The organism is Micromonospora sp. NBRC 110009 (assembly GCF_030518795.1).
Taxonomy (GTDB): domain Bacteria; phylum Actinomycetota; class Actinomycetes; order Mycobacteriales; family Micromonosporaceae; genus Micromonospora.
This window is the reverse complement of the sequence record NZ_CP130427.1, coordinates 2,845,318-2,870,377: the sequence shown is the minus strand read 5'-3', so window position 1 is coordinate 2,870,377 and position 25,060 is coordinate 2,845,318. Positions and strand designations below refer to the sequence as shown.

The following is a 25,060-nucleotide window of genomic DNA, read 5'->3' as shown; positions in this document are numbered from 1 at the left end:
TCCGCCATCATGGCCGGCATGCACCTGCTGCTCTCCGGGATCGTCGGCTCGGTCGCCTACGGGCTGGCCGGCCCCGGCTCAGACGTGGACCGGATCGGCGTCTTCGCCGCGCCGACGGTGGCCTTCCACGGCCTGCATCCGCCCCGGGAGTCGGTGGTCACCACCGAGCCCGACCTGACTCTGCACGAGTGTGCGAAGTACTGCCGGCTGGCGCTGAGCGGCAACCCCACGGCGACCGAGCTGATGTGGCTGCCCGACGACTGCTACGAGACCCGGACCGAGTTCGGCGAGCGGCTGATCGAGATCCGCCGGGCCTTCCTCAGCGCGCCCCGGGTCCGCGACGCCTACCTCGGGTACGCCACCCAACAGTTCCGGAAGCTGACCACCCGTGACTCGTCGCAGGGTGGCCGGCGCCGGTCGGCGAAGCACGCCCGGCACCTGGCCCGGCTGCTGCACCAGGGGCGAGTGCTCTACGAGACCGGCGTGCTGGAGATCCGGCTGGCCGACCCGGAGTGGTTCCGGACCTTCGGCGAGCGGGTCGCGGGCGGTGCCCTGGCCGAGGCGGAGGCGCTGGTGGCGGCGGCGGAGCGGGACTTCGACCGGGTCCGTTCGCCGCTGCCGGAGCGCCCGGACGAGGAGACCGTGGAACGTTGGCTGCTCGACGTCCGGGCGGCTCACCTGCCGGGTTGACCCGCCACTGCTGACCTCAGTCGGCCAGGCGGACGCGGACCCGGCGGTTGGCCCGGCCCTTGCTCTCCACCTTGACCACCTGGACCTTGCCGATCTGGGCGGTGGAGGCGACGTGGGTGCCGCCGTCGGCCTGCACGTCCAGCCCGACGATGTCGACGATCCGCACCTCCTGCTCGTCCGGCGGGATCAGGTTCGACTGGGTACGGATGATGTCCGGCAGGGCCAGCGCCTCGGCCCGGGGCAGCACCCGGACGGCGACCGAGCGGTCGGCGGTCACCTCGGCGTTGACCAGCTCCTCGATCCGGGACTTGAAGTCCGGCGGCACCTCGGGAAGGTTGAAGTCCATCCTGGCCTCGCCGGGTTCCATGTTGCCGCCGGTGACCAGCGCGCCGAAGTCGCGGAACACCACCCCGCAGAGCACGTGCAGCCCGGAGTGCGTCCGCATCAGCATGGTGCGCCGGGCGTCCTCGACCGCGCCGGTGACGGCGGTGCCGACCGGCGGCACGGGGTCACCCTCGGCCGGGATGAGCCAGAGGTCGTCGCCCTTGCGGGTGCCCACGATCCGGGTCTGCACCCCCTGCCAGAGCAACACCCCGTGGTCCGGCGGCTGCCCGCCACCGCCCGGGTAGAAGGCCGACCGGTCCAGCACGATGCCCTGCTCGGGGTCGGCCGCCAGCACCGTGCACTCCCACTCCCGCAGGGTGGGGTCGGCGAGGTCGAGGCGGTGCGTACGGCCGTGATGTGTGACGCCCATGACCGGGGACGTTACCCGTTCAGGAACGTCGAGATCCGCTCCCGGAGGTCGGCGCGTTCCGACCAGAGCACGCCCGGCCGGTCGTAGACGTGCAGGGTGGCGTGCGGGAGCGCGGCGGCCAACTGCTCGGCGACCGCCGCCGGGTGCAGGTCGTCGCCGGCGCAGCCGATCACCAGCGCCGGCGCGGTGACCGCGGCGAGCGCCTTCGCGTCCCGCAGCGGGGCCTGCTCCGGCAGGCTGGCCAGCCCCGGCGCGAGCCCGTCCCGGAGCAGCTGGTCCAGCCGCTGCCGCAGGTACGCCCAGCCGGCCGGGGTGTTACGGACCGACGGCGGCAGCTCCAGCGACACCACGTCGGCCAGCGCGGAGGCGTCGCCGTCGGCCACCGCGTCGAGCAGGTCGGTCAGCCGGGCCCGGGCGACCTCGCCGCGCGGGGTGTCCAGCACGGCGGGGAGGAAGAAGACCAGCTTGTCGAAGCGTTCCGGGCTCTCCACGAGCAGCCGGCACAGCGCGCCCGCGCCGAGGCTGGCCCCGAAGGCCCGGCTCGCACCGCCGAGGTCCGCGATCGCCCGCAGGTCGCGGGCCAGGTCCAGATAGGTCCACGGACCGGGCGGCGAGTCGGAGCGGCCGTGGCCCCGGAACTGGAAGAAGACCTTGCGGCCGGTCACCGCGCTGCCGAACGGGCGGGTGGTGGCGATGCCGTTGCCCAGCCCGTGGGCGAACACCGTCACCGGGTCGCCGGTGCCGGTGACCAGCCGCTCCAGCCGTACCCCGTGCGGGGTGGTGATCAGTTCGGTCTCCGGCTCGGGCAGTGCCGGCCGACCGGTGCGCGGGGCGCCGGGGCCGGGGCCCCAGGTGCGCGGGCCGCCGTCCGGCGGCGGTGGCCAGCGGAAGCTTCTCACCAGAAGCCTCGGCCGTCGTGCAGGTCGCGCAGCCCGACCCGGACGTCCAGCAGGTAGATCAGGCCGGCCGCGATGCCGATCAGGCCGAAGAGGCTGAGCACACCGAAGCCGAGCAGCGTGAGAAGCAGGCAGACCCCGAGGATGGCGATCCAGGCGCCCTTGGGCAGGGTGCCGATCGCGGCGAACGCGTCCGACCGCTGGGTGATCGCGTGCACCAGCGCCACCCCCTCGATGATCAGGGCGAAGACGAGCAGGATCAGCTCGATCACGAAGCGGACGTCGTGGTAGAACAGCGGCGCGGCGTAGGCCATGTCGGCAAGCTTATGCCGAGACCCCGGCAACGTCCGACAGGACGCCGTCCGGGGTCTCGGTCCAGGCTCGACTCACTCGGCGGACGGGCGGGTCCGCTTGGTGGTCTTCGGCAGCTTCGCCGACGGGGTGGCGGACTTCTCGGCGGCCTTCGCGGCGGTGGCCTTGGTGGCCCGGGTCCGCTTCACGGCGGCCGGCTTCGCCTCGGCGGCCTCGGCCACCTCGACCGGGCTCGGCGCCTCGGCCGGCTTCGCGACCGGGCTGGCCTCGGTGGCCTCGATGTCGGCGTTCACCGTGTCGGCGGCCTCCAGCACGCCGGCACCGACGACCCGCTCACCGCGGGCAACCAGCTCAGCGTAGGTGGCGAGGGCCCGGGCCTGCGCGGCCTGGGCGCCGGCCAGCACGGCGGCGGCGTTGCGGGCCGCGGCCTCGCGGAGCTTGTCCACGTCGAGGTCGGTCGAACCGGCCTTCTCCCGCAGCCCGGTCGCGGTCAGGTTGGCGGTCTTCAGCGTCTCGGTCGCCTTCTGGCGCAGCTCGACACCGGTGACCACGGCCTTGCCGCCGAACTCGGCGACGACCCGGGTGCCGAGGTCGCTGACCACGGTGGGGAGCTTGCGGAGCTGCTGGAGCGCCAGCTCACCGGCGCCGGCGGCGGCGTAGATCGGGGCCGGGATGCGGTTGGTCTTCGGCTGCGTCATGACTTCTCCTCTTCGGCCGCACCGGCGGCCTCACGGACCACCCTGCGGGCGGTCTTCTTCCGGGGGGCGGTGGTGGTCGGGGCGGGGGCGGCCCCCGCCTCGGTGACGGCGACCGACTCGAGGACCGCCTCGGTCGGGGTGCCGTCCGGTGTCGTGGGGCCGGTCGCGGCCGGCGTGACGGTGGCCGGGGCCTGCGGCGCGCTCGCCGGCTCGGTGGCCGGCGGGGCGGGCTCGGCGGCGGCCTGCGCCGCCGCGGTGGCCTCGGCGAGCCGGGCGTTCTCCCGGCGGAACGTCTCGTAGATCTGGGTGAGCGACTGCTTCTGGGCCATGGTCAGCTCGGGGTCGACGGCGATCGCGGCGAGCACGCCCTGCCCCTCCTTGTCGTCCAGCAGCCCGGCCCGCAGGTACATGGCCGGGGTGGAGACGCGCAGGGCGCTGGCGAGCTGCTGGAGCACCTCGGCGCTCGGCTTGCGCAGGCCGCGCTCGATCTGGCTGAGGTACGGGTTGCTGACGCCCGCCTGCTCGGCGAGCTGGCGCAGCGAGATCTTCGCGTTGCGGCGCAGATCGCGAATGAACCCGCCGACGTCGGGAAGGTCCTTACCGGTGGCCATGACTCCACGCTAGCGCGCGGTGCTAGCTGCTGCAAGCAGAATGCTTGCCGGAGTTAGCGAGGTCACGAACGGCCGGTTGCATACCGGGTGCCGGGTCCGTACCGTTCCCCCGTGGCCAAGATCGAAGTCAACGGCGCCCAGCTCGCGTACGACGAGGCCGGCAGCGGCAGCGCGGTGGTGCTGCTGCACGCCGGCATCGCGGACCGGCGGATGTGGCGTGGACAGCTCGACGCGCTCGCCGCCCGGCACCGCGTGATCGTTCCCGACCTGCGCGGCTACGGTGACTCCGAGCTGCCGCCCGCCGCCTTCGCGCACCACGACGACGTGATCGGGCTGCTGGACGCCCTGGGCGTCGAGCGGGCCGCCCTGGTCGGTTGCTCGTTCGGCGGCAAGGTGGCGGTGGACACCGCGCTGGCGTACCCGGAGCGGGTCTCCGCGCTGGCCCTGCTCGGCGCCCCGGTCTCCGGCAACGAGTGGTCCGAGGAGACCGAGCAGCTCTGGGAGGAGCTGGTCGGCGACGTGGACCCGGAGGACTTCACCGCCACCGCGGCCGGCGAGGTCCGGTTCTGGGTGGTCGGCCCGACCCGCGAGCCGGCGGACGTCGACCCGGAGCTGATCCGGTTCGCCGAGGAGATGGACCGCCGCGCGCTCGCCGCCGAGCTGGCCCTCAGCGCGGTGGAGGTGGGCGAGCTCGACCCGCCGGCGATCGAGCGGCTGGGCGAGCTGCGGATGCCGGTGCTGGCCGGCGCCGGGGCGGACGATCTCGCGGACATCCGCCGGCTGGCCGACCGGATCGCCGCGGAGGCGCCGCACGGCATCCGCCTGCCGGACGTCCCGGACGCCGCCCACCTGCTGCCGCTGGAGAAGCCCGAGCCGGTCAACGCGGCCCTGCTCGACTTCCTCCCCTGAGCGAACTCGGCGGGCCCTGGTCCGCCCGGCTGACCCGGGCGACGGAGACCGGGGCCCGCGACCGCGCGGGCGCCACCACCGCAACCGGCGCCCGGGTCACCAGACCGGGCGAACCGCACCCACCGGGAGGCCGCCGCCGAGCAGCGGCACGTCTTCGTACTCCGTCAGCACCGGGGCCTCGACGCCGAGCCGGCGCAGCGCCGCGACCAGCACCGGCATCCGGGCCCGTCCGGCGCCGTCGTCGATCTTGAGGGCCACCGCCCCGACGCCGGGGACCGCCGCGGCGATGACGCCCTCCGCGCCCACCTTCGCCAGCAGCCCGGGTACGCCGCGCATCAGCCGGGTGTCGTCCGCCTGGGTGCCGCCGACCAACTCCGGGTACGTCCGCATGGCGTCGGCCACCGTCCGCTCGACGGTGCCCGGCTCAGCGGAGACCAGCCGCAGATACGCCCCGGCCAGCCCGGTCAGCGAGACGGCCAGCACGGGCGCGCCGCAGCCGTCCACCCCCACCGCCGCCGCGGGCTCCCCGGTGCACTCCTCGATCGCGGCGCTCAGCCGCTGCTGGAGCGGGTGCTCGGGCTGCCAGTAGCCGTTCAGCGGCCAGCCTGCGGCGAGGCAGGTCAGCAGCATCCCGGTGTGCTTGCCGGAGCAGTTCATCTGGATCCGCCGCGCCCCGCCCCCGGCCCGCAGCACGGCCTCCCGGGCCGCCTCGCCGACCGGCAGGTCCGGCGGGCAGTGCAGGGCCTCCTCGTCGAGGCCGGCCCGGCGCAGCAGGGCGCCGACCCGCTCCACGTGGAACTCCTCGCCGGCGTGGCTGGCGGAGATCAGCGCCACGTCGGCCGGGTCGGTCAGCGGCAGCCCGGACCGGAGCATCCCGATCGCCTGCATCGGCTTGTTGGACGAGCGCGGGAAGATCGGCGAGGTGACGTCCCCCGCCCCGGCCACCGGCGCGCCGGTGGCGTCGAGCACCACCACCGAACCACGGTGGACACCCTCCACGAACCCGGACCGGACCACCTCGGCGAGCGGCACGCCGCCCTCGTACGTCTTTCCCACGAGGTGGACGGTACCGACGGGCTCGGCGGGCCCGGCAGCGGGGTGACCAGCGATGTCGGCCCCGGGCGTACAGGGGTGCCGCGCGGGCCGAGACTTACAGGCCGAGCAGCTGCCGAGCCTCGCTGGTGGTCAGCGGCGGACGCTGGGCGAGCTGGGCGAAGCCGACCGCGCGGGCCACCAGCTGCATGTTGGACTCGACCGGCCGACCCTTGGCGTAGGTGACCGTGTCCTCCATGCCGACCCGGAGGTGACCACCGGCCGAGAGGGAGGCCAGCATCACCGGGATGGTGCTGCGGCCGATCCCGGTGGCCGAGAAGGTGGTGCCCTCCGGCAGGTCGCGCAGCATCTGCTCGGCGGCGACCAGGGTCGCGGTGGTGCCCGGCATGCCGCCCGGCACGCCCATCACGAAGTCGACGTGCACGTGCCCGCCGTGCGGCAGGCCGTACTTGCCGAGCAGCCGCTGGAGGGCGGTGAGGTGGCCCAGCTCGAAGATCTCGTACTCGGGGACGACGCCCTTGTCCTGCATCCGGGTGTGCAGGTCGACGATGAACTCCCAGCGGTTCAGGAAGACGTCGTCGCCGAAGTTGACCGTCCCCATCGTGCAGGAGGCCATGTCCGGACCGGCGTCCAGCACGGCGAGCCGGTCGGCCTCCGGGTCGGTCACCGCGCCGCCCGAGGAGAGCTGCACGATCAGGTCGGTGCTCTCCCGCAGCGCGACCACGGTCTCCCGCAGCCGGCCCTGGTCGAGGGTCGGCTTCGCCTCGTCGTCGCGGATGTGGACGTGGATCACCGCGGCGCCCAGCGCCTCGCACTCCTTGGCGGTCAGCAGCAACTCGTCGAGGGTCACCGGCAGCGCCGGCACCTCCGCCTTGGCCGACTCCGCGCCGGTCGGGGCAACCGTGATCAACGTCCCTGTGCTCATGCCGGGATCCTAGACCGCCGACTCCCCTTCGGTCGACAGGCGGAGTCCAACAGAATCCGGCGCACCGACCCCGAAAAACGGAAAATTTTCCGCCTTCTGGCCGTCGCGACGGTATCCCTTACGCAGGATCGATGGCGGCGGCCGTCTCCCCGACCATCAGCCGGGCGTCGTCGGCGACGTTGCGCTTGACCACGGCCAGGGCGATCTGGCCCAGCTCGTGGTGGTGCACCGCGGTGCCGACGAAGCCGACCGCCCGGCCGTCGAGGGTGACCGGCGTCCCGACCACCGGCGGCTGGTCGGTGGTCACCCCGTCCAGGTGCAGCAGGACCAGGCGGCGCGGCGGCTTGCCCAGGTTGTGCACCCGGGCCACCGTCTCCTGCCCCCGGTAGCAGCCCTTGTCCAGGTGGACGGCCGGAGCGATCAGGTCCACCTCGGCCGGGATGGTGCGGTGGTCCGTGTCCACCCCGACCCGGGCCCGCCGGGCGGCCACCCGGACCGCCTCGTACGCCCACAGCCCGGCGACCGGCACGCCCGCCCCGCGCAGTTCGTCCACCAGCCGGCCCATCGCGTCCCGGGGCACCAGCAGGTCCACGCCGAGCGCCACCCGCCGGGCCCACCCGCCGCCCGGCAGCGGCTTCACGTCGTACACCACGCCGGGCCGGGGTGGCAGCTCGCCGGAGCGGAACTTCGGGCCCGGCACCGCGACCAGGTCGGGCGCGGCCAGCCCGGTGACGCCGAGGGTGTCGAGCGCGCCGGTGGCCTCCGGCCCGACCAGCGAGAGCAGGGCGTGGTCGGCGGTGACGTCGCGCGGCTCGACCTTGCTGAAGAACCGCATCTTCTCCAGGTACGACAGCAGCCCGGTGGTCATCCCCGGCTCGGTGTCCAACCAGGTGGTCTCGCCGTCCTCGGCGACCATGGCGTGCTGCTCGACGTGCCCGTGCGGGGAGAGCACCAGCAGCTCGGTGCCCTGCCAGGGGCGCAGCCCGGCGAGGTGCTGGCTGGTCAGGGTGTGCAGCCAGCTGATCCGGTCCTCGCCCGGCACCGCCACCACGCCCCGGTGCGAGCGGTCCACCAGGCCGACGCCGGTGGCGAGCGTGCGCTGCTCGCGCATCGGGTCGCCGTAGTGCGCGGCGACCGGGCCGACCCCGGCCGCCCGGTGGGCCGGCTCGGGCTGGTCCCGGGTCTCCTCGTCGATCGCCTCGGCGGCCACCGCACCCGCGATGTCGATCATTTCTCTCCCCCGTCCTCGCACCTGCCGCAGACCCCGAACAGCGCCACGTGCCCGATGTCCACCTGGAATCCCCGCTGCGCGGCCAACTGGTCGGCCAGCGGGCGGAGCAGCTCGGGCTCGATCTCGTCGATCGCGCCGCACTCCCGGCAGACCAGGTGGACGTGCTGGTGCTCGCCCGCCGCGTGATAGGTCGGCGAGCCGTGCGACAGGTGGGTGTGGGTCACCAGGCCGAGCCGTTCCAGCAGCTCCAGCGTGCGGTAGATGGTCGTGATGTTGACCCCGGCGGCCACCTCGCGGACCGCCGAGTGGACCTGCTCCGGCGTGGCGTGCCCCAGGTCCAGGACCGCTTGGAGGACCAGCTGCCGCTGCGCCGTCAGCCGCAGCCCACGGGAGCGGAGCAGTTCCGCGAGCGAGGATTCGGACACCGTCCGATCATAGTTCGGCCGCCGCGCCGGACCGGCCGCCGCGGTGGTACGCCACTACGCTCGACGCTCGTGGTGGCATCGCGGGTGGCCGTGCTGGGCCGGGGCGTCGTACCGGCCGGGGAGGCGGTGCTGCGCGGCGACGACCGGGGGGTGTTGCACGGCGACGGCCTCTTCGAGACCCTGCACCTGCGCGGCGGGGAGCCCTGGCTGCGGGACGCGCACCTGGCCCGGCTGCGGGCCGGCGCGGCGGCCGTGGAGCTGGACCTGCCGCCCACCGACGCGCTGGTCGAGCTGCTCGACGCCATCCGCGCCGGGTGGCCGCCCGAGGTGGAGGGGGCGCTGCGGCTGGTCTGCACCCGGGGCCCGGAGGGCGGCGGGTCGCCGACCGTCTACGCCACGCTGGGCGAGGTGCCGGCGGCGGCGAAGCGGGCCCGGCGGGACGGGGTGACGGTGGCCACCCTGCCGCTCGGGGTGGCCGCCCGGTCCCGCCCCGGGCTGGGCTGGCTCCCGGCCGGGGTGAAGTCCACCTCGTACGGGGTGAGCACCGCCGCCCGCCGCTGGGCGGCCGGCCACGGCGTGGACGACGTGCTCTGGGTCTCCACCGACGGGTTCGTGCTGGAGGCGCCGAGCGCCAACGTGGTGTGGCTGACCGGCACGACGCTCCGCACGGTGCCGGCGGCGGAGACCGGGGTGCTGCCCGGGGTGACCGCCCGCTGGCTCCTCGACCACGCCGGCGACCTGGGCCTGACGGCGGAGGAACGCCTGATCACCCCGGCGGCGCTGCAAACGGCGGACGCCGCCTGGCTCACCTCGTCGCTCCGCGGCCTCGCGCAGGTCCGCTCCCTCGACGGCGTCCCCCACTCCTCCTCGCCCCTGACCCCGGCCCTACTCACCCTCCTCGGCTTCCCCCGGCCCGACACCGGCGCGCGTTGATCAGGAGGTCTGCGTCTGCCGGGAGATCGATTCCGCCGCAAACCTCTTGATCAACATTGCCCAGCGGGTGGGGCCGGGGTTGGGAGGTCAGCCGGCTACGCGGGTGAGGCGGGCGGAGAGGTGCGGGCTGAGGGGTTGACCCATGGCCGCCATCTCCTGGGCGTAGAGCAGGGCGCCCTCGACGATGCCGAAGAGGCGGGCGCCGGAGGTGACCTCCTTGGCGGTGGCCGTCCGGACCACCGCGTCGGTGGCGAACTCGATCTGGGTGCCCGTGCGCTTGCCGATGTGCAGCTCCATCACGCCGGTCGGCGTGGTCATCAGCGCTTCCAGCTCGTCGGTGACCCGGTCGCCGTCCAACACCGGACGCCACCAGCCCACCTCACGACCGGCCGGGCGGACCGGGCGGCTCTGCTCGTCCAGGATCCAGGCGCGGGACTCGTAGAACAGGAAGGGCCGGCCGTCGTGGCTGATCCGGATCTCCTGCGCGAAGTCGAAGTCCTCGATGGTGGGGAATCCGCCCCGACCCCGCCCGCGCCACACCCCGATGTACGGCAGCAGGCCGTCCAGGCTCCGGTGCAGCTTCGGGCCGACGCGCAGGTCGTGGCTCTCCTCGTACGGGTACGGGTCGACCGGCGGCGCGTTCAGCCACGGCGGCTGCAGCGGGTTCTCACTCACCACTTACCTCTCGAAATGCGGACTGCGAGATAGACCAGGCCACCGGCGAGCGCGCCCAGGCCGGCGACCAGCAGGCTGACGAACCCGATCTCGGTAACCATCCCGGTCATCCTATGCTGGCCCCATGTCCCGCACTCTCGTCGTCAAGGCCACCGCCGGCGCGGACGCCCCCGAGCGCTGCGCACAGGCCTTCACCGTCGCCGCCACCGCCGCCGCCGCCGGCGTCGACGTGTCGCTCTGGCTGACCGGGGAGTCGACCTGGTTCGCGCTGCCCGGCCGGGCCCAGGAGTTCGAGCTGCCGCACTCCGCGCCGCTCGGCGAACTGCTGCACGTGATCCTCACCACCGGCAAGGTGACCGCCTGCACCCAGTGCGCCGCCCGCCGGGACATCGGCCAGGACGACGTCATCCAGGGCGTACGCATCGCCGGCGCCGCGGTCTTCGTCGAGGAGGCGATGGCCGAGGGCGCCCAGGCCCTGGTCTACTGACCCGGGCCGACCGCGCAGCCTGTCCGGTCTGGGCGGAGCGCCGATATTGGCCCGACATGTCCGACCGCTGCCTACGATTCCCCTGTGGGTGGGGCCATCGAGGAGTTCTTCGCGTCGCTGCCGGTGCGTGCCCCGGCGGTGCTGCGCGGCCCGGCCAGCGGCACCCTCCAGGTCGACCTGACCGAAGGTAACCGGACCGAACATTGGTACGTGCGGCTGGCCCCCGGCTCCGTCCAGGTCACCCGCGAGCGGTGCCCGGCCGACGCCACCTTCACGGTCAGCGCCAAACTGTTCGAGGAACTGGCCGACGGGCGCGAGGCCGGCGTGGCGGCGGTGTTCCGCAACGAGGCCACGTTCAGCGGCAACGTCCTGCTGTTCCTGCTCTTCCGCCGCTTCTTCCCCGACCCGCCCGGCACCCGTGACCCCCGGGAGATCGCTCGCGAGCACGTCGGACGGTCGGAATGAAGGAGCGGGTCAGCATCCTGGACGGCAACACGTTCCTGGTCAGCGACCGCCGCGGCAACATCGAGCCGTCCTTCGACTTCCCCACCGGGCTCTTCTCCTTCGACACCCGGTTCATCTCCACCTGGATCCTCACCCTCAACGGGGAGAGGCTGCACGCCCTCTCCATCGACGACTCGCAGTCGTACCGGACGCGGTTCTTCATGGTCCCCGGCGAACCCACGCACTACCTGGACGCCAAGGTCTCGGTCATCCGCAGCCGGTCGATCGGCGGCAGCTTCGACGAGGAACTGACCCTGCTCAACCACGCGGAGCAGGAGGTCGAGTTCGTCCTTCGGCTCGAGATCGGCGCCGACTTCGCCGACCTGTTCGAGATCAAGCACCAGCGGCAGAAGAAGGGCCGCACCACCCCCACCGTCGGGGAGAACGAGCTACGGCTCACCTACCGCCGGGAAGGCTTCCACCGGGAGGCCGTCGTCAGCACGACCACGCCGGCCGACATCGACGAGGGCGGCATGACCTACCGGATCCGGGTCGGGCCGCACGGCGAATGGACCACCCGGCTGCACATCGCCACGGTCATCTACGGCGCCCGGGGCGAGGACATCCGGGCCACCCTGCCGCTGGGCGGGCACCGCTCGGTCGCGGACATCCACGCCGAGCAGAACGAGCTGATCGAGCGGGCCCCGAAGCTGGGCTGCGACTGCGAGCCGCTGGCCGGGGCGTACCGGCGCAGCCTCAACGACCTGGCCGCCCTCCGCTACGAGTCGATCGCGCTCGGCGTACGGCTGCTCGCCGCCGGCCTGCCCTGGTTCATGACCCTCTTCGGGCGGGACAGCATCTTCACCTCGCTCCAGGTGCTGCCCTTCCTGCCCGAGCTGGTGCCGCCCACCATCCTGATGCTGGCCGGCCTGCAGGGCAGCCGACTGGACGACTTCCGGGACGAGGAGCCGGGCAAGATCCTGCACGAACTGCGGTACGGCGAGACCGCCGGCTTCGAGGAGCAGCCGCACTCCCCGTACTACGGCTCGGCCGACTCCACCGCGCTCTTCGTGATCCTGCTCGACGAGTACGAGCGGTGGACCGGCGACGGCAAGCTGGTCCGGATGCTGGAGCACGAGACCCGGGCGGCGCTGGCCTGGCTCGACACGTACGGGGACCTGCTCGGCACCGGCTACGTCTCGTACCTGACCCGCAACCCGGAGACCGGCCTGCCGAACCAGTGCTGGAAGGACTCCTGGGACTCGATCTCCTTCTCCGACGGCCGGCTGCCGGCCTTCCCCCGGGCCACCTGTGAACTCCAGGGGTACGCGTACGACGCCAAGCTGCGCGGCGCCCGGCTGGCCCGGACGTTCTGGAACGACCCCGCGTACGCCGACCGGCTGGAACGCGAGGCGGCGGCGCTGAAGGAGCGGTTCAACCGGGACTTCTGGATCGCGGACCGGGAGTACTACGCGCTGGCCCTGGACCCGGACGGGCGGCAGGTGGACGCCCTCTCCTCCAACATCGGGCATCTGCTGTGGAGCGGCATCGTCGACGAGGCGCGGGCGCCCGCGGTCGCCCGGCACCTGCTGGGGCCGCGGCTCTTCTCCGGCTGGGGCGTGCGGACCCTCGCCGACGACCAGGGCCGCTACAACCCGATCGGCTACCACGTCGGCACCGTCTGGCCGTTCGACAACTCGATCATCGCGTGGGGACTCTCGAAGTACGGCTTCCGCGTGGAGGCCGGCCGGCTCTGTGACGGGATGCTCGGCGCCTCCCGCTACTTCCAGGGACGGCTCCCCGAGGCGTTCGCCGGCTACGAGCGCGAACTCACCGACTACCCGGTGCAGTATCCGACCGCGTGCAGCCCGCAGGCCTGGTCCGCCGGCACCCCGCTGCTGCTGCTCCGGGTGATGCTCGGCCTGGAACCGCAGGGCGAGCACCTGATCATCGACCCCGCGGTGCCGGACGGGATGGGCCGGGTGGAGCTGCTCGACATCCCGGGCCGATGGGGCCGGGTGGACGCGCTGGGCCGCAGCCGAAGCCCGCACGACGAAAGTCGCGGGCACTGACCGGCCGGCTCAGGCCCGGCAGGGGCTGGTGACGGCCACCCGGACCCGGTCGTCGACCCGCTCGGCCAGCACCCCGAAGGTGCCCCGCAGGGCGTACTCCGCCGCGGAGTCAAGCAGCACCGGGAAGCCGTCGGCGGCGTCCACGAAGGCCGCCGACAGCGGGGACCCGGTCGGCCCGCCGGCCGTCTCCGCCCGCGCCGTGCGGGCCGTACCGCCGTCGGGGCAGGACGCCACGAGCACCTGGACCGGCCCGGCCGCACCGCCCCAGCGGCGCAGCGCCCGGCGGGCTTCCGCGGTCTCGGCCCCGGCGTCGGCCGGCGGAGGCCGGTAGCCCGCGCCCACCGGCCGGCAGCCGGTGGCGACGGTGAGCAGCACCCGGCCGGCCGCGCCGGCGCGGCCCTCGACCGCGACGAACTCGCCGGCGTCCGCGCGCAGCACCGGCCCGCCGGCGGACGCCGCGACGCCCGCCCGCCAGTCCGCCGGCAGCCGGTCGGCCACCCGCTGGAGCAGATCACGTACGTCGTCGCCGGCAACGACGACCTCCACGCCGCGGATCAGCTCGGCGCCGTCCGCCAGCGGCGTGACCCGGCAGCCGCGCTCGATCCGGTCCGGCACGATCGCCGGCACCCCGTCCCGCCCGACGGCCGCGGTCAGCCGGCCGATCGCCCGGTCCACCACCGGCCCGGCCTGGTCCAGCGCGCGCTGCTCCTTCACGGTCGGCGGGTCGTGCCGCACCGACCACCAGGTCACCCCGGCGAGCAGCACCGCCCACGCCACCGTCGCGGCCACCAGCCAGCGCAGCCAGCGCCGGCCCGACGCCGGCTGGTCGGGACGGAACGGCGGGGCGTACCCGGTCTGGACGGCACCACTCACCGGGCCATCGTGTCACGCGGCGACGACCCGCCCGGCCGCCCCTCGGGTCCGCCGTCGTCACCCGCTCCGCCGGGGCCCGGACAGACCCGTGGCCCGCCACCCCGGACGGGGTGACGGGCCACGATCAGAGCGTGGGTCAGTCGGCGACCGTGACGGTCAGCTCGTTGATCCCGCGGGCGGCGGTGACGGCGATGTCGCCGTTGCCGTGCCGGGAGAGCGCCCGCAGGGTCCACGAGCCCGGCGCGGCGAAGAACCGGAACTGGCCCGCCGGGGAGGTCACCACCTCGGCGGTGAACTCGCCGGTCGAGTCGAGCAGCCGGACGTACGCGCCCGGGACGGTCTCGCCGGACTCGGCCTTGACCAGGCCGGTGATGACGGTTTCCTTCTCCAGGTCCAGGCTGGCCGGCAGCGGGGCGGCCTGGTCCGGAGCGGCGCAACCGGCGGCGGTGGCAGCTGCCGCTGCGATGGGAGCAGTCATGATCACGCCTCCCCCGGCTCGTCGCCGAGCGCGACCGGCACGCCGACCAGCGAGCCGTACTCGGTCCAGGAGCCGTCGTAGTTCTTCACGTTGCGGTGGCCGAGCAGCTCCTGGAGCACGAACCAGGTGTGCGAGGAGCGCTCGCCGATCCGGCAGTAGGCGATGGTCTCCCTGCTGTCGTCCAGCCCGGCGGCGGCGTAGATCTTGCGCAGCTCGTCGTCGGACTTGAAGGTGCCGTCCTCGTTGGCCGCCTTGGACCACGGCACGCTGATCGCGGTCGGCACGTGGCCGGCCCGCTGGGCCTGCTCCTGCGGCAGGTGGGCGGGGGCGAGCAGCCGGCCGGCGTACTCGTCGGGGCTGCGCACGTCGACCAGGTTCTTGGTGCCGATCGCGGCGACCACCTCGTCGCGGAAGGCGCGGATCGAGGCGTCCGGCTCCTGCGCGACGTAGGTCGTCGCCGGGCGCTGCACCGCGTCGGTGACCAGCGGGCGCGCGTCCAGCTCCCACTTCTTGCGGCCGCCGTCGAGCAGCTTCACGTCGCGGTGGCCGTAGAGCTTGAAGTACCAGTACGCGTAGGCGGCGAACCAGTTGTTGTTGCCGCCGTAGAGGATGACGGTGTCGTCGTTGCCGATGCCGCGCGCGGAGAGCAGCGCCTCGAACTGCGCCTGGTTGACGAAGTCCCGGCGGACCGGGTCCTGCAGGTCGGTGCGCCAGTCGAGCTTGACGGCGCCGGCGATGTGGCCGGTGTCGTAGGCCGAGGTGTCCTCGTCGACCTCGACGAAGACGACGCCCGCGGCGTCGATGTTCTTCTCGGCCCACTCGGCCGAGACGAGTGCGGTGTCGCGACTCATCAGATCACTCCCTGTGAGGATGGAGGTGAGCCTGCGCGCGGAGATCGAAATTGATGACTGTCGCACCACGCGCGGGACCCAGGACTAGGAACGGATCACGGGTACGTGCGACGGCGCCGCTGCCGGGCGAGAAGGGAGACACCGGAGGGTACGCGGACCCTGCGTGCCGGTGGCCGCCTAGGCGGCCGAGGACAGCCCCGCCGTCAGATGACGGGGCGACACAGGCAGGTGGTCACGCGGCACAGGTCGACCGCGCGCCGCTTGGTGAGGAGCGTCCCCATGGGGAGGGACACTACCAGCCCGTCCGGACCAAGCCACCGGGCCGACCAGCATCCGGGACGGCCCACCGGCCCGGAGGATGCCGACGGCCCGACCGGTGGCCGGGCCGTGAGCAGGGATTCCGTCAGCGTACGGAGTTGATCGGCACGTTCTTCGCGTCGGCGGTGACCACCAGCCCCTCCGGCTTCGGTTCCACCTTGCGGACGTTGAGCTGGAACGGCAACGCCGGCAGGGGCACGTCGATCGAGATGCCCTTGGCGTAGTTGGCCAGCATCGTCTTGGCCAGCGGCAGGTTCGGCAGGCCCTCCGCGCTGAGATCGTTGAAGCGCAGGGCCACCTTGCCGTTGGCGACCGTCACGTCGGCCGTGCCGTTGATCGTGAGTTTCACGCCGAGGATGTCCGCCGGCGCGGTGACCGCCAGCTTGCCGTTCTGCTCGGCCAGCTTCAGGCCGGGCCGGTCGAGCAGCTTCGCCAGGCTGTCGTACGTGACGGTGCCGCGACCGTCGACGCGCTCCGCGACCACGTCCCCCCGCCCGGAACGCAGGGTGTCCAGCGAGGCCTTCACGTCGCGGGCGTCCACGTCGAGCCGGGGCACGCTGACCGCGTCGCCCTGCACCTTGCCCTGCACGTCGGTCAGCACGATCGAGATGTGCTGGTACTTCCCGGCGAGCACCTGGGTGAGGAACGGGAAGCCGCCCACCTCGACCTTGGGTGGGGCGGACTGCGCGTCCTGCTTGGCGACCTGCTGCTTCACCTGGTCGGCGATGGCCCGCTCGGCCACCCCGACCGCCACCCGGTCGGCGACGACCAGCAGCCCGGCCAGGACCAGGAGCAGCACGACGAAACCGATCAGCAACTTCCGGCCACGCCGCCGGGGCCGCTCCTCGTACGCCGGGTAGGCCTCTGCCACGTCGCCTCCTGTCCACGCTGCCGGTCACCGTCCGGCGGGGCGACCTCGTGGCCGCCTCCCGGCGCAACGGTACTTACCCGAGGCGTCGATTCCCCAACCGTGCGCTCAGAGGAAGAGCACGCACATGACGTACGCGGCCGGCGCGGCGAGGGCGAACCCGCCGAGCGGGCCCTGCATGTGCCGGGCGACCCACATGGTGGGCGGCTCGCCGGCCATCAGCCGACCTGCCTCCGCATAGCCGACCGCGAGGTCGGCCAGCACGGCGGTGGCCGCCGTGACCAGCCCGACCAGGGCGGCGCTGGTCGGGGTGAAGCCGACCAGGTAGCTGCCGAGCAGCGCGCTGGTCAGGGTGCCGAGCATGGCGCCCGCGACCACGCCGGCGGCGCCCCGGGGCACCTGCGGGGCGAGCCGCGGCCAGGGCGCGATCGCGTCGGTCAGCCGGGCCGCCAGGAGGGCGACGCCGGTGGCGGTGAGGCAGACGGTGATCGCCTGGGTGCCCTTCGGGATCCGGCTGAGCACGATCAGCGTGGCGAAGGCGACCACGCCGACCACGATCAGCAGGGTGCCGCCGAGCGAGTCGGTCACCCGGACCCGGTCCACCCGGCGGACCAGTTGGCCGAGCACGCCGAGCACGAAGCCCGCGGCCGCCGCGTAGCCGAGCGGGGCCAGCCCGGCGATCTCGGACTGCACCGCCGCGGCGTCGGCGATGGCCGCCGCCCCCGCGCTGACCAGCGCGACCACCAGCAGCGCGGGCGGGCGCATGGCCATCGTCCAGGCGAGCACGAAGAGCAGTTGGACGCCGAAGATGATGAACGCGAAGGGCAGCCGGTGCCCCGGGCCGGCGGTCTGCGCGCCGAGCACCAGGCCGACGCCCAGCAGCGCGGCGAAGCCGGCCACGGCGAGGGCCAGCGGGCGGCGGACCGGGACCGGCGGCACCTCCTCCTCGGGCGCCTCGTCGGTCTCGTCGTCGGGGCGCCGCCCCGGGCCGCCCTTGCGGAGCCGGCGCGGGCCCTTCCGCTCGGGCCGCTCCCCACCGTCGTCGGCCGGACCGGTACGCGGACCCGGCGGGTAGCCATGGGAGGGGCCGGCCGGCCCCGGGCGCGCGTCGTCGGTCCACGGGTCGCGGCCGGTCTCGGGCGAGGTCGAGGGAAACACGCCCCGATCGTGCCAGACCGGGTCGCCCGGGCGGAGGTCACGGTTTCGGCAACGTTAAAACCTGCGCCGTGATCGGGGGCAGATCGGACAAACAGGAAGGCGCACGGAGGTGAAGGGCGGGCAATCGGTTACGCTCAAGCCGTTACCCGCCCGTCAGCGACGCCGGGACCCACGCTAGTGCTCAGCGCCACCCCTGCCAGGAGTGCCGCTGGTCGCGCGCGGCCGGAGGGCCGCCGGGACGGAGGTGATCGTGTGGAGCTCCTGCTGCTGGTGACCGCGCGCGCAGGTGAACCCTCGGCGGTGCTGCCGGCGCTCGACCTGCTGCCGCACTCGGTCCGCACCGCGCCGCGCGACGTGCGCACGCTGGTCTCCGGCCCGAGCCCGGACGCCGTGCTGGTGGACGCCCGCTCCGAGCTGAGCGAGGCCCGCGCCACCTGCCGGATGCTGCACGCCACCGGGCTCGGTGTCCCGCTGGTCGCGGTGGTCACCGAGGCCGGCCTGATCGCGCTGAACGCGGACTGGGGCGTGGACGACGTCATCCTGGCCGGGGCGGGGCCGGCCGAGGTGGAGGCCCGGCTGCGGCTCGCGGTCGGCCGGCTGAGCAACGCGACGGCCGGCGCCGGCGGCTCGATCCGGGCCGGCGAGCTGACCATCGACCCGGACACCTACGCGGCGAAGCTCAAGGGGCGCCCGCTCGATCTCACCTACAAGGAGTTCGAGCTGCTGAAGTTCCTGGCCCAGCACCCGGGCCGGGTGTTCACCCGGGACCAGCTGCTCCGCGAGGTCTGGGGGTACGACTACTTCGGCGGCACCCGCACCGTCGACGTGCACGTCCGGCGGCTGCGCGCCAAGCTCGGCTCGGAGTACGAGTCGATGATCGGCACGGTGCGCCAGGTCGGCTACAAGTTCGTCGTGCCGCCGTCGCGTTCGCTGCCGGAGTCGGAGCCCGCCCCGCTGCCGGTCTGAGCGCTCCCCTCCCTCTTCGGAGGGCTCTTCACCATTCGCCCCTTTTCGCCCTATCGGCCGGTTCTATTCTCGGTGCCGGACTGGACGGGCGCAAAGGGGGCGACGGTGCGTGCGGTGACCACGGGGGCGATGACAGGTCCGTGCCGGGACCCGAACGGACGGGCCCGGTGATGCGGGCCACCAAGGTTCGGGCGTCCGGGACGGTGATCCTGGTGTTGGCCGCGCTGCTCGGCTCGGCGTACGCGCTCGGCCGCAGCCTGGTCCCCGAGCAGCCGCAGCGGAGCAATGGGGTCACGGCCAGCCGGAACCAACAGCACTACGCCGAGCAGCCGCCCGCCACCGACTTTCCCGCCCCGGCCACGGTGAGCCCGAGCCGGTCCGCGGAGCCGCAGCAGGCGGGCGGCGACGGCGACGGACCCGACGGCAGCTGGATCACCACCGGCACCTCCCGGGTCGCGCTGACCTTCGACGACGGACCGGACCCGCAGTACACCCCGCAGGTCCTCGCCCTGCTCAACGAGTACGGCGTCAAGGCCACCTTCTGTGTGGTGGGGCAGAACGCCCAGGAGCACCCCGACCTCATCCAGGCGATCGTCGCCGAGGGGCACACCGTCTGCAACCACTCCTGGAGCCACGACGTCGACCTGGGCAGCCGCTCCCCCGACACGATCCGGGCCGACCTGCTGCGGACCAGCGACGCGATCCGGGCCGCGGTGCCGAACGCGCGGATCGCGTACTTCCGGCAGCCGGGCGGGAACTGGACCCACCCGGTGGTGTCGGTCGCCGAGGAGCTGGGCATGACCCCGCTGCACTGGGCGGTCGACCCGACCGACTGGCAGCTCCCGGGCCCTCAGAAGATCATTACGACGGTGCTGACCGAGACCCGGCCGGGTTCGATCGTGCTGATGCACGACGCCGGCGGCGACCGGTCGGGCACGGTCGCGGCGTTGCACTACCTCCTGCCCGCGCTGCTGGACCGGTTCCAGTTGGAGGCCCTGCCCACCGGCACCACGTGACGACCACCACCCGGCCGTCCCCGCGTCCGGCATGATCGGCGGCCCGCCGGCCGCTACGGTGACGGGATGAGCAGCACCCCGCCGACCGCCGATCGGGTCGCCCGCGCCGACCGGCTGGCGCCGGTCGAGGTGGCCGAGGTGCTGGCGCTGGCCCGCACCGCCGGCGACGCCGACGGCGCGGACCCGCTCGACGAGCACGTGCTGCTGCGGCTGCGCGACCCGGAGGCGCCGGCGGTGCACCTCACCGCCCGGGCCACCGACAACACCCTCACCGGCTACGCCCACCTCGACACCACCGACCCGACCGGCGGCATCGGGGTCGAGTTGGTGGTGCATCCGGCGTACCGGCGGCGGGGCACCGGGCGGGCGCTGGCCCGCGGCGTGCTGGCCGCGGCGTCCGGGCCGCTGCGGGCCTGGGCGCACGGCAATCACCCGTCGGCCGCCGCGCTCGCGGTCGACCTGGGCTTCGCCCGGGCCCGGGTGCTCTGGCAGCTACGCCGGCCGCTGACCGCCGCCGTCGGCGAGCCGGGCCTGCCGGACGGCGTCGAGCTGCGCGCCTTCCGCCCCGGCGAGGACGACGAGGCGTGGCTCGCGGTCAACAACGCCGCCTTCGCCGAACACCCGGAGCAGGGCCGGTGGACCCTCGCCGACCTCCGGGTACGCCTCGCCGAGCCGTGGTTCGACCCGGCCGGCTTCCTGCTCGCGGTGGAGTCCGCGACCGGCCGGCTGCTCGGCTTCCACTGGACCAAGGTGCACGAACGGCCCGGCTCGGCCCGGATCGGCGAGGTCTACGTGCTCGGGGTGGCGCCGACCGCGCACCGGGGTGGGCTCGGGCGGGCGCTCACCACGGCCGGGCTGGCATACCTGCGGGACCGGCGCGGGCTGGACCGGGTGATGCTCTACGTCGACGAGTCCAACACCGCCGCGGTGGCGCTCTACGAGCGGCTCGGTTTCGCCCGCTGGTCGGCCCACGTCAACTACCAGCTCGGCTGAGCCCGACCGCCGATCCCCGTCCCGTGCAGCGGTCACGGCAGCGTCACGCGGTGGACTCGGCCGAGTAACAACCGCCCGGATAAATCGTATTATTAGCGATAGCCGGCCGCGAGTTCACGTAACGGACAACCCCTCCTCAGCCCACGGCCACCCCGCCGGCCGCACCTGTTCATCTCCCGTTCACTTCCGACCGGCGAACCGTCTACCTGGCACTTCTACCTTTCGTGTCAGCCGGTCAGCGCCGGCACCCGGGCGAGCCCCGGGCGACCTGACCAAAGACGTGAAGGGAAACCTTTCAGGTGAAGCTCCAGCGGCACGGCGCCATTGCCTGCCTCGCTCTTACCGCGGTGCTCGGTCTCAGCGCCTGCGGCTCGGACAACAACGAGCCGACCGGCACCTCCGCCTCTGGCTCCGCCGCCGCCGCCGACTGCGGCAAGGGCACGCTGAACGCGCAGGGCTCCTCCGCGCAGAAGAACGCGATGGCCGAGTGGATCAAGGCGTACCAGCAGAAGTGCGCCGGCACCACGATCAACTACGAGCCCTCCGGCTCGGGCGCCGGCATCCAGGCCTTCATCGCCGGCACCGCCGACTTCGCCGGCTCCGACTCGGCCCTCAAGCCGGAGGAGCAGCCGCAGGCCGACGCCAAGTGCGCCGGCGGCCAGGCCATCCACCTGCCGATGGTCATCGGCCCGATCGCGGTCGCCTACAACGTGAGCGGCGTGGACAACCTCCAGCTCGGCCCGGCCACCCTGGCCAAGATCTTCGCTGGCAAGGTCACCAAGTGGGACGACGCCGCGATCAAGGCCGACAACCCGAACGCCAAGCTCCCGTCGACCACCATCCAGACCGTCCACCGCTCGGACGAGTCGGGCACCACCGACAACTTCACCAAGTACCTGGCGAAGACCGCCGGCGCGGACTGGACCTTCGAGAACGCCAAGGCCTGGAAGGCCCCGGGCGGCACCGGCGCCAAGGGCTCGGACGGCGTGGCCAGCGCGGTCAAGGGCGCGGACGGCTCGATCGGCTACATGGAGCTCTCCTTCGCCGACAACTCCGGGCTGAAGAAGGCCAAGATCAAGAACGGCGCCGGTGAGTTCACCGAGCTGACCGGCGAGGCCGCCGGCAAGACCATCGCCGGCGCCAAGGTCGAGGGCCAGGGCGACGACCTGAAGATGTCGATCGACTACAACACCACGGAGGCCGGGGCGTACCCGATCGTCCTGGTGACCTACGAGATCGCCTGCAGCAAGGGCCTCGCGGCCGACAAGCTCCCCCTGGTCAAGGGCCTGCTCGGCTACGCGGCCAGCAGCGAGGGTCAGACCCAGCTCTCCGAGCTCGGCTACGCCCCGCTGCCCGACTCGGTCCGCACCAAGGTCGAGGCCGCGGTCAAGAACCTCTCCTGACCGTAACCACCACTTTCGAAGCGAGCGAGCAGATGGGTCAGACCCCTCAACGCTCGGCGCACGCCGGCACCGGCGGCCACACCGTCACCAGGAGTGACGGGTGGTCCGCCGGTGCCTCGGCGCGTGTGGCCGAGATCCCCGGAACCCCTCGTACGCCTGACAACGGCCTCGGCGGCGGCGGCGCGCTGCCACGGGCCCGGGCGTTCGGCGCGGAGAAGGCCTTCCGTGGCCTCACCGTGGCCGCCGGCACCGCCGTGCTGGTCATCATCGCGGCCATCGCGGTCTTCCTGATCTCCAAAGCCGTGCCGGCGCTGCGCGCGAACACCGAGAACTTCTGGACCTACGAGGGCTGGTCGCCGAACCAGGCCCAGCCGAAGTTCGGCATCGGCACGCTCGCCTTCGGCACCGTCCTCAGCTCGGCCCTCGCGCTGCTCATGGCCGTGCCGGTGGCCCTGGGCATCGCCCTCTACCTGTCCCACTACGCACCCCGCCGGCTGGGCACCGCGCTCGGCTTCCTGATCGACCTGCTGGCCGCCGTGCCCAGCGTGGTCTTCGGTCTCTGGGGACGGGACATCTTCATCAACCCGGTGCGGGACTTCTCGGTCTGGCTGAACAAGTACTTCAGCTGGATCCCGATCTTCGGCGGCGACGGCCCGTTCGGAAGGTCGATCCTGCTGGGCGCCCTGGTCCTGGCGATCATGGTGCTGCCGATCATCACCTCACTCTCCCGCGAGGTCTTCCTCCAGACGCCGCAGGCCAACGAGGAGGCCGCCCTGGCGCTCGGCGCCACCCGCTGGGAGATGATCCGCACCGCCGTGCTGCCGTACGGCCGGCCCGGCATCATCGCCGCGGTCATGCTCGGCCTCGGCCGGGCGCTCGGCGAGACCATCGCCCTGGCGATGACCCTCGGCATCACCTTCGGCATCTCCTTCAACGTGATCCAGAACGGCGGCAACACCATCGCCGCGAACATCGCCAACGCCTTCGGCGAGGCGAACGACACCGGTCGCGGCGCGCTCATCGCCTCCGGCCTGGTGCTCTTCGCGATCACGCTGATCGTCAACATCACTGCGCGGGCGATCATCTACCGCCGCCGCGAGTTCACGGAGTCGGCCGCATGACCACCACCACCGTCACCAACCACCGCCCGCGGCCGCCGGCGCAGCCGGCCACGCTGCGGGCCCGGCGGCTTCCGGCGTACGCCGCGCCCACGATCGCGGTCGTGGCCCTGCTGGCCGCCGCCGGCATCGTCTACGGCGCCGGCATCGGCGGCCCGGTCCTGGTCGTGGTCGTCGCCGCCCTGCTCTACCTGACCGGCCTCTTCCTCGCGGCCAACGCGGTGGAGGGCCGGCGGGCCGCCCGCAACCGCACCTGGAGCGCGCTGATCCACTCCGCCTTCGTGCTGGCGGTGCTGCCGCTGGCCTCGGTGGTCTGGACCCTGGTCAGCAAGGGTGTCGAGCGGCTGGATGGCAACTTCTTCGGCACCTCGATGAACAACATCGGGGCCCGGGACGCCAACGGCGGCGCCTACCACGCCATCGTCGGCACGCTGGAGCAGGTCGGCATCGCCACCCTGATCACCGTCCCGCTCGGGGTGCTCTGCGCGATCTACGTGGTGGAGTACGGCCGGGGCCGGTTCGCCTTCACGATCCGCTTCTTCGTGGACGTGATGACCGGCATCCCGTCGATCGTCTCCGGCCTCTTCATCCTGGCCTTCTGGGTGCTGATCGTCTCCCCGGTGTTCAACGACGGCCGGCCGGGCTTCTCCGGCTTCGCCGCCGCGCTGGCGCTGAGCGTGCTCATGCTGCCGACCGTGGTCCGCTCCACCGAGGAGATGCTCCGCCTCGTCCCGGCGCCGCTGCGCGAGGGCGCGTACGCCCTCGGCGTGCCGAAGTGGAAGACCATCCTGCGGGTCGTTTTGCCGACGGCATTGCCGGGCATCGTCACCGGCGTGATGCTCGCCATCGCGCGGGCCGCCGGCGAGACCGCCCCGGTGCTGCTCGTCGCCGGCGGCGGCGCCGCGATCAACTTCAACCCGTTCGAGAACAACCAGTCGTCGCTGGCTCTCTTCGTCTACCAGCAGGCCGGCGATGCCTCGAAGTACTCGCCGGCGCGGGCGTGGACCGCGGCGCTGACCCTGGTCGCCCTCGTTCTCATCCTGACCATCGCGGCGAAGTTGCTGGCCCGTCGCAACCGGCTCGCCCGATGAACCCCGGAGGTACCGCCACCATGGCCAAGCGCATCGAAGCCACGAACGTCACCGCGTACTACGGGGGCTTCAAGGCGATCGAGAACATCAACCTGACCGTCGAGCCGAAGACGGTGACCGCCCTGATCGGCCCGTCCGGCTGCGGCAAGTCGACCTTCCTGCGCTCGATCAACCGGATGCACGAGGTGCTCCCCGGCGCCCGGGTCGAGGGCAGCCTGACGATCGACAACCAGGACATCTACGACCGGGACGTCGACGTCACCGCGGTCCGGCGGATGATCGGCATGGTCTTCCAGCGGCCCAACCCGTTCCCCACCATGAGCATCTTCGAGAACGTGGTGGCCGGGCTGCGGCTCAACGGGGTGAAGCGGAAGTCCATCCTGGAGGAGGCGGCCGAGAAGGCGCTCCGCTCGGCGAACCTCTGGGACGAGGTGAAGGACCGGCTGGGCAAGCCGGGCGCCGGCCTCTCCGGCGGTCAGCAGCAGCGGCTCTGCATCGCCCGCACGATCGCGGTCGAGCCGCAGGTGGTGCTGATGGACGAGCCCTGCTCGGCCCTCGACCCGATCTCCACGCTGGCCATCGAGGACCTGATGTTCCAGCTCAAGGACAAGTTCACCATCATCATCGTCACGCACAACATGCAGCAGGCCGCCCGGGTGTCGGACCGGACCGCGTTCTTCTCGATCGAGAAGACCGGCGACCCGGGCCGGCTGATCGAGTACGACAACACCCAGAAGATCTTCAGCAACCCGAGCGTGAAGAAGACCGAGGACTACATCACCGGCCGCTTCGGCTGAGCCGCTGGTTCCCGG

30 protein-coding genes are annotated in these 25,060 nt (G+C 73.1%); 13 read left to right on the top strand and 17 right to left on the bottom strand.

Annotated features, from left to right (window positions below):
• Window positions 1-18 precede the first annotated feature (18 nt).
• Entirely contained in the window at window positions 19-690 is a 672-nt protein-coding gene (locus tag Q2K19_RS13750) for a nucleotidyltransferase domain-containing protein (RefSeq protein WP_302772476.1), read from the top strand.
• 16 nt (window positions 691-706) lie between these two features.
• Here the strand turns inward: Q2K19_RS13750 and Q2K19_RS13745 are convergent, their stop codons facing one another.
• The 5 genes from Q2K19_RS13745 to Q2K19_RS13725 all read right to left on the bottom strand — a co-directional run bounded on the left by Q2K19_RS13745 (window position 707) and on the right by Q2K19_RS13725 (window position 3,961).
• On the bottom strand, window positions 707-1,444 hold the full coding sequence (locus tag Q2K19_RS13745) for an alanyl-tRNA editing protein (protein ID WP_302771229.1): 738 nt from the start codon (window positions 1,442-1,444) through the stop codon (window positions 707-709).
• Between the two features lie 11 nt (window positions 1,445-1,455).
• The gene (locus tag Q2K19_RS13740; RefSeq protein ID WP_302771227.1) at window positions 1,456-2,343 is read right to left on the bottom strand and encodes an alpha/beta fold hydrolase; all 888 of its coding nucleotides are present in this window, start codon (window positions 2,341-2,343) and stop codon (window positions 1,456-1,458) included.
• The gene (locus Q2K19_RS13735) at window positions 2,340-2,654 is read right to left on the bottom strand and encodes a DUF2516 family protein (protein ID WP_302771225.1); all 315 of its coding nucleotides are present in this window, start codon (window positions 2,652-2,654) and stop codon (window positions 2,340-2,342) included. The genes Q2K19_RS13740 and Q2K19_RS13735 overlap by 4 nt, the downstream gene beginning before the upstream one ends.
• Window positions 2,655-2,726: 72 nt before the next feature.
• Entirely contained in the window at window positions 2,727-3,350 is a 624-nt protein-coding gene (locus Q2K19_RS13730; protein ID WP_302771224.1) for a hypothetical protein, read from the bottom strand.
• Entirely contained in the window at window positions 3,347-3,961 is a 615-nt protein-coding gene (locus Q2K19_RS13725; RefSeq protein ID WP_302771222.1) for a helix-turn-helix domain-containing protein, read from the bottom strand. Before Q2K19_RS13725 ends, Q2K19_RS13730 begins: the two co-directional genes overlap by 4 nt.
• Before the next feature lie 111 nt (window positions 3,962-4,072).
• Between Q2K19_RS13725 and Q2K19_RS13720 the strand changes: the two genes are divergently transcribed.
• Entirely contained in the window at window positions 4,073-4,870 is a 798-nt protein-coding gene (locus tag Q2K19_RS13720; RefSeq protein WP_302771220.1) for an alpha/beta fold hydrolase, read from the top strand.
• 96 nt (window positions 4,871-4,966) lie between these two features.
• Here the strand turns inward: Q2K19_RS13720 and Q2K19_RS13715 are convergent, their stop codons facing one another.
• The 4 genes from Q2K19_RS13715 to Q2K19_RS13700 all read right to left on the bottom strand — a co-directional run bounded on the left by Q2K19_RS13715 (window position 4,967) and on the right by Q2K19_RS13700 (window position 8,504).
• On the bottom strand, window positions 4,967-5,926 hold the full coding sequence (locus Q2K19_RS13715; RefSeq protein ID WP_302771218.1) for an asparaginase: 960 nt from the start codon (window positions 5,924-5,926) through the stop codon (window positions 4,967-4,969).
• 94 nt (window positions 5,927-6,020) lie between these two features.
• Window positions 6,021-6,848, bottom strand: coding sequence for a beta-keto acid cleavage family enzyme (locus Q2K19_RS13710; RefSeq protein ID WP_302771216.1), 828 nt, complete (start codon window positions 6,846-6,848; stop codon window positions 6,021-6,023).
• 118 nt (window positions 6,849-6,966) lie between these two features.
• Window positions 6,967-8,079 carry a CAF17-like 4Fe-4S cluster assembly/insertion protein YgfZ gene (ygfZ, locus tag Q2K19_RS13705; protein WP_302771214.1) on the bottom strand — a complete coding sequence of 371 codons (1,113 nt, stop codon included), beginning with the start codon at window positions 8,077-8,079 and terminating at the stop codon, window positions 6,967-6,969.
• Window positions 8,076-8,504, bottom strand: coding sequence for a Fur family transcriptional regulator (locus Q2K19_RS13700; RefSeq protein ID WP_302771212.1), 429 nt, complete (start codon window positions 8,502-8,504; stop codon window positions 8,076-8,078). The genes ygfZ and Q2K19_RS13700 overlap by 4 nt, the downstream gene beginning before the upstream one ends.
• 69 nt (window positions 8,505-8,573) lie before the next feature.
• Here Q2K19_RS13700 and Q2K19_RS13695 point away from each other — a divergent pair, with 69 nt between their 5' ends.
• Entirely contained in the window at window positions 8,574-9,437 is an 864-nt protein-coding gene (locus Q2K19_RS13695) for an aminotransferase class IV (RefSeq protein ID WP_302771210.1), read from the top strand.
• Between the two features lie 87 nt (window positions 9,438-9,524).
• Here the strand turns inward: Q2K19_RS13695 and Q2K19_RS13690 are convergent, their stop codons facing one another.
• Together Q2K19_RS13690 and mtfM are read right to left on the bottom strand one after the other, a co-directional pair.
• Window positions 9,525-10,115 (bottom strand): heme-binding beta-barrel domain-containing protein, encoded by a 591-nt coding sequence (locus tag Q2K19_RS13690; protein ID WP_302771208.1) that lies wholly within the window; start codon window positions 10,113-10,115, stop codon window positions 9,525-9,527.
• A complete protein-coding gene (gene mtfM, locus Q2K19_RS13685) occupies window positions 10,109-10,213 on the bottom strand; it encodes a small membrane protein MtfM (protein ID WP_046570768.1) in 105 nt (34 codons plus the stop codon). Before mtfM ends, Q2K19_RS13690 begins: the two co-directional genes overlap by 7 nt.
• A gap of 23 nt (window positions 10,214-10,236) precedes the next feature.
• Here mtfM and Q2K19_RS13680 point away from each other — a divergent pair, with 23 nt between their 5' ends.
• From Q2K19_RS13680 to Q2K19_RS13670, 3 genes are all read left to right on the top strand, one after another.
• A complete protein-coding gene (locus Q2K19_RS13680) occupies window positions 10,237-10,599 on the top strand; it encodes a DsrE family protein (protein WP_302771207.1) in 363 nt (120 codons plus the stop codon).
• Window positions 10,600-10,683: 84 nt separating this feature from the next.
• Complete coding sequence (locus tag Q2K19_RS13675) at window positions 10,684-11,064, top strand: SCP2 sterol-binding domain-containing protein (RefSeq protein ID WP_302771206.1); 381 nt, start codon at window positions 10,684-10,686, stop codon at window positions 11,062-11,064.
• Entirely contained in the window at window positions 11,061-13,115 is a 2,055-nt protein-coding gene (locus tag Q2K19_RS13670; RefSeq protein WP_302771205.1) for an amylo-alpha-1,6-glucosidase, read from the top strand. Before Q2K19_RS13675 ends, Q2K19_RS13670 begins: the two co-directional genes overlap by 4 nt.
• A 9-nt stretch (window positions 13,116-13,124) precedes the next feature.
• Here the strand turns inward: Q2K19_RS13670 and Q2K19_RS13665 are convergent, their stop codons facing one another.
• The 6 genes from Q2K19_RS13665 to Q2K19_RS13645 all read right to left on the bottom strand — a co-directional run bounded on the left by Q2K19_RS13665 (window position 13,125) and on the right by Q2K19_RS13645 (window position 17,661).
• Complete coding sequence (locus tag Q2K19_RS13665) at window positions 13,125-13,988, bottom strand: hypothetical protein (protein ID WP_302771204.1); 864 nt, start codon at window positions 13,986-13,988, stop codon at window positions 13,125-13,127.
• A gap of 136 nt (window positions 13,989-14,124) precedes the next feature.
• A complete protein-coding gene (locus Q2K19_RS13660) occupies window positions 14,125-14,466 on the bottom strand; it encodes a DUF1416 domain-containing protein (protein WP_302771203.1) in 342 nt (113 codons plus the stop codon).
• Window positions 14,467-14,468: 2 nt separating this feature from the next.
• A complete protein-coding gene (locus Q2K19_RS13655) occupies window positions 14,469-15,317 on the bottom strand; it encodes a sulfurtransferase (protein WP_302771201.1) in 849 nt (282 codons plus the stop codon).
• Window positions 15,318-15,520: 203 nt separating this feature from the next.
• Window positions 15,521-15,598: an Ms5788A family Cys-rich leader peptide gene (locus tag Q2K19_RS33330; RefSeq protein WP_368046146.1), complete on the bottom strand. Its 78-nt coding sequence runs from the start codon at window positions 15,596-15,598 to the stop codon at window positions 15,521-15,523.
• A 122-nt stretch (window positions 15,599-15,720) separates the two neighbouring features.
• A complete protein-coding gene (locus tag Q2K19_RS13650) occupies window positions 15,721-16,506 on the bottom strand; it encodes an LmeA family phospholipid-binding protein (RefSeq protein WP_302771200.1) in 786 nt (261 codons plus the stop codon).
• A 105-nt stretch (window positions 16,507-16,611) separates the two neighbouring features.
• Complete coding sequence (locus tag Q2K19_RS13645; protein ID WP_302771199.1) at window positions 16,612-17,661, bottom strand: hypothetical protein; 1,050 nt, start codon at window positions 17,659-17,661, stop codon at window positions 16,612-16,614.
• A gap of 252 nt (window positions 17,662-17,913) precedes the next feature.
• Between Q2K19_RS13645 and Q2K19_RS13640 the strand changes: the two genes are divergently transcribed.
• From Q2K19_RS13640 to pstB, 7 genes are all read left to right on the top strand, one after another.
• Complete coding sequence (locus tag Q2K19_RS13640) at window positions 17,914-18,627, top strand: winged helix-turn-helix transcriptional regulator (RefSeq protein WP_200210793.1); 714 nt, start codon at window positions 17,914-17,916, stop codon at window positions 18,625-18,627.
• 170 nt (window positions 18,628-18,797) lie between these two features.
• Window positions 18,798-19,643: a polysaccharide deacetylase family protein gene (locus Q2K19_RS13635; protein WP_302772474.1), complete on the top strand. Its 846-nt coding sequence runs from the start codon at window positions 18,798-18,800 to the stop codon at window positions 19,641-19,643.
• 66 nt (window positions 19,644-19,709) lie between these two features.
• Entirely contained in the window at window positions 19,710-20,636 is a 927-nt protein-coding gene (gene mshD / locus Q2K19_RS13630) for a mycothiol synthase (RefSeq protein WP_302771195.1), read from the top strand.
• A 299-nt stretch (window positions 20,637-20,935) separates the two neighbouring features.
• Window positions 20,936-22,039, top strand: coding sequence for a phosphate ABC transporter substrate-binding protein PstS (pstS, locus tag Q2K19_RS13625; RefSeq protein WP_302771193.1), 1,104 nt, complete (start codon window positions 20,936-20,938; stop codon window positions 22,037-22,039).
• Window positions 22,040-22,071: 32 nt separating this feature from the next.
• Window positions 22,072-23,160, top strand: coding sequence for a phosphate ABC transporter permease subunit PstC (gene pstC / locus Q2K19_RS13620; RefSeq protein ID WP_302771192.1), 1,089 nt, complete (start codon window positions 22,072-22,074; stop codon window positions 23,158-23,160).
• A complete protein-coding gene (gene pstA, locus Q2K19_RS13615) occupies window positions 23,157-24,248 on the top strand; it encodes a phosphate ABC transporter permease PstA (protein WP_302771191.1) in 1,092 nt (363 codons plus the stop codon). The genes pstC and pstA overlap by 4 nt, the downstream gene beginning before the upstream one ends.
• 20 nt (window positions 24,249-24,268) lie before the next feature.
• Window positions 24,269-25,045, top strand: a complete 777-nt coding sequence (pstB, locus tag Q2K19_RS13610) for a phosphate ABC transporter ATP-binding protein PstB (RefSeq protein WP_302771189.1) — start codon at window positions 24,269-24,271, stop codon at window positions 25,043-25,045.
• Window positions 25,046-25,060 lie beyond the last annotated feature (15 nt).